General features: G+C 69.1%; 3 protein-coding genes. 2 read left to right on the top strand and 1 reads right to left on the bottom strand.

Features of this window, described 5'->3' with window-relative positions:
- Both ACK5KK_RS10320 and ACK5KK_RS10325 read left to right on the top strand, forming a co-directional pair.
- A partial coding sequence (locus ACK5KK_RS10320) for an AAA family ATPase (RefSeq protein ID WP_416890000.1) occupies window positions 1-757 on the top strand: 757 nt, incomplete at its 5' end.
- 193 nt (window positions 758-950) lie between these two features.
- A complete protein-coding gene (locus ACK5KK_RS10325; protein WP_416890001.1) occupies window positions 951-1,667 on the top strand; it encodes a hypothetical protein in 717 nt (238 codons plus the stop codon).
- A gap of 4 nt (window positions 1,668-1,671) precedes the next feature.
- Here the strand turns inward: ACK5KK_RS10325 and ACK5KK_RS10330 are convergent, their stop codons facing one another.
- The gene (locus ACK5KK_RS10330) at window positions 1,672-3,300 is read right to left on the bottom strand and encodes a hypothetical protein (protein WP_416890002.1); all 1,629 of its coding nucleotides are present in this window, start codon (window positions 3,298-3,300) and stop codon (window positions 1,672-1,674) included.
- Window positions 3,301-3,431: the final 131 nt, after the last annotated feature.

The raw sequence follows: 3,431 nt of genomic DNA on the forward strand, positions 1-3,431 counted from the left end.
GGCGGGCCAGCTCGTCATCATCGACGAAGCCTCCCTTGCCGGCACCCTGTCACTGGATCGCATCACCCGCCTCGCTCAAGATGCGGGCGCGAAGGTGCTGTTGGTTGGCGACTACGCGCAACTGCAATCCGTAGACGCCGGTGGTGCGTTCGCGATGATCGCCAGAGATCGGGCCGACACTCCCGAACTGGTCGACGTTCACCGCTTCACACACGTCTGGGAGAGGACCGCCTCGCTTGAACTACGCCACGGACGCACTCACGCCATCGACACGTACCTCGCCCACGAGCGCATCACCGACGGCGACGGCGAGGCCATGACCGATGCCGCCTACAACGCCTGGCGTGCCGACCGCGACGCCGGGCTCGTTTCTGTGCTGATCGCCGAAACCCACGACGACGTGACCACGCTGAACAGTCGCGCCCGCGCCGACCTGATCCTCAACAAGACGCTGAACCCCGACCGTGAAGTCGAACTACGTGACGGCACCGCCGCAGGCGTTGGCGACACCATCATCACGCGACAGAACAACCGGAACCTCCGCACCCTGGCCGGGCGGGACTGGGTGCGCAACGGCGACGTCTGGACCATAGCCGCCGTCGGCGACGACGGCACCATCACCGTCGCACGCGACTACGGGGCCGGCAACAGAGTCCGTAACGACGGAACCATCAGGGCTCGCCAGCGGGGGCGCAGGTTCGGCGGCAGCATCCTCCTCCCGGCCTCGTACGTGGCCGAGCATGTCGATCTCGGATAGCCGAGGTGCCCCAAACGCACTCACCTGTGATCGTGCGCGTGTGCGCGGTTCCAGTGTATCGGTGACCTCGGGCGGTGTGGCCTCGGTTCTCGGTGCCGGGCGTCGTCGGGCAGAGCAAAGCCCCGCGGTGCCTAACTGGCCGGAGCCAGACAGAGGACGGTTGCCGCGGGGCGATGTTCCTAGGATACCAGGTATGACCGATGACGCGCCCGCGCTGGATGCCGCCCGTGCGGTGCGGTGGCTGAGCGCGCCGCGGTACCGGCGTTACCTCGGAGTCGCGGGCGGAGACCACGCGCTGGCGATGGAGACGTACCTGTGGAACTCGCGGGTCGCAGCCGCCGGGATCGTGGACGTCGGGCACCTGGAGGTCGCGGTGCGCAACGCCTACGACCGGGAACTGGCGCGCCGGTTCCCGGACTGGGCCATCGACCCGCGAGCGACCCTGTTCCGTCTGGAGCAAGGCGTCCAGCCTGCCCGCGCCCAGCAGCGCCGCCGCAATCAAGCGAGCCTGGCCCGGATCACGGACGCCAAGCGGGGCCTGAGTTCGGCACCGACGCACGCGGAGGTCGTCGCGGCGTTGACGTTCGGGTTCTGGTCGAATCTGACCGTGGGTGAGCGGACGCCGACGCTGTGGAACCCGATGCTGCACCGGGCGTTCCCCAAGGGCACTGCGCGTTCCCGTGTGCATGACCTGGTGGCTCGCGTGGTGAAGTTCCGCAATAGATTGGCGCACAACGAGCCGGTGTTCTCCACCCGTACCGGGTTGGAGGACCGTCTGGTCGAGGTGCGGGAGCTGTTCGAGCTGATCGACCCGGACGCCTACGCTTACGTCGCCGCGCACTCGACGCTCAGCGCGGCGCTCTCCGCGTGCCCGATACCAGGGCTGACGACCGCAACCGGCCTGCGCTGACACATCACCGGCCCAGTGATGGCCCGTCGCGCCCGGGGCCGCTGCGGTGGACGTTGTGCGTCGGGTCGGCGCGGAGCCGCCGCGCTCGGTCGGCCGCGGCTGCTCGCTCTTGCGCGGCCATCACGCGCTTGGCCTCGATGCGCCGTGTGGCGTCAGTGACGGGGAGGCTGCGGAGTTCGTCGGCCTCGGCACGGACCAGGGCGGCTCTCGCGCGAGCATCCTGAGCGTTGCGGTGCGGGTTGACGGCGCGCATCCCGAACTGGTCGCGACGCGCCTCGTCGGCTCCAAGCTCGCTGACCAGCAACGTCAGGCGCTCCTGCTTGTGCCGCCGCTGCGTCGCCTTGTGCCCGGCGCGCGCGGTTTCGACAGCGCGGTCGGCATCGCTCACGCGCGGGTCGCTTTCGGCTCGTCGTACCGCTGCCTGCGCCGCCCATGCAGACAGCGACTCAGGGGTGCGGGGCAGTTCATCCCACGTTGCGCGCACGCTCGCCCGAGCCGCGTCGATTTGTTCGGTCACGGCGTGGTGCTCGGTCCGCGCTTTGCGCCTGCCGAACCGCCCGACCGTGGCGAGTCGGGCACTCGCTGCCGCCTCGGTCTGCATGGCGGTGAGGTAGGCCGCGCCGTCCTGCTCTGCTTGCTTGGTGAGCGGCCGGGCGACCTCGGCACGCACCCGCGCGGCGAGGTCTTCGGCCGTGCGGAGAACGGCGGTGCTCTTATCGTCCTCGGCCCGGTGCGCAGCGCGTTGGGTGTCGAGGCGCACGGCGATCTGCTCCCACCGCTCCGCCTGCCGCTGGGTGCGCTCGGCCTTCTGGTCAAGGCGGGCGAGTTCTTCGGTGACGAGCCTCACCGGGCCGTCGCTGACGAGGCCGCGCACCGCCTCGGCTGCTTGTTGGGTGGCGTGGTCGAGGCCGCGGTCTGCGGGGTCACGTTCCATCGCCTCGATGAACTGTGCTCGCGCATCTGCCATGTCCTCGGCAACGATATGCAGGCGGTTCGTCTCTCGGCCTCTCGTCATCCCGACGTAGACCCCTGCCGCGCTGGTCGCTTCCGACAGGATCGTGTGGGAGCCGGTGAGGGTTGCGCCCTGGACGCCGTATGCGGTCGCTGCGTAGGACAGGTGCGCATGCTCTGCCACGTACTCGGTGGGCAGAGTGACGGTGCGGGGGTTCTTGCGTCCGCTGCCGACCTCGCGGGCGTAGACGGTGCCGTCGTCGGTGACGTGCTGGACGACCCACTGTTGCCGGTTCGCTACCCCGAGGTCGCTGTCGTTGCGGCGGGTCTGGATCACGTCACCCCGACCGATGGGGAGGCCGTCGCTGCCGGTCGCCGTCACCGTGTCCTCGACCTCGCCCCGCTCGATCCGTCCGGTGCGGATGCGCTCGTTCAACATCTCCGCCTCGTGGTTTGTCGCCACCGTGATGACTTTGCCGTCTCGGGCGTTGTTGGTGATGTGCTCGCGGGCGTGCTCGTCGTCGGCGTGCAGTGTCACGAGCCCCATCACGGCGAGCTGGTCGAACACCTCTCCGGGGCTCGCACGGTCGCGCATCCGCAACGTCAACGCCGCGTACTCAGCATCGCGGAAGCGGTGGAGTTCGGTCATATCGTAGGTGCGGCCGCGAATGTGCGCGGCCATTTCGAGCACCCCGCGCGATGTCAAACTGTGTGGAGTCACGCGGCGCTGCTTTGTGGTTTTTCGTTGGGTAGGTTGATCCCGACCGTGCCAGCGGGTGTTGGTGTGCGCGGTCGGGCGCGGAAGCGCTCTGG

The organism is Microbacterium sp. (assembly GCF_047972865.1).
Lineage (GTDB): Bacteria > Actinomycetota > Actinomycetes > Actinomycetales > Microbacteriaceae > Microbacterium.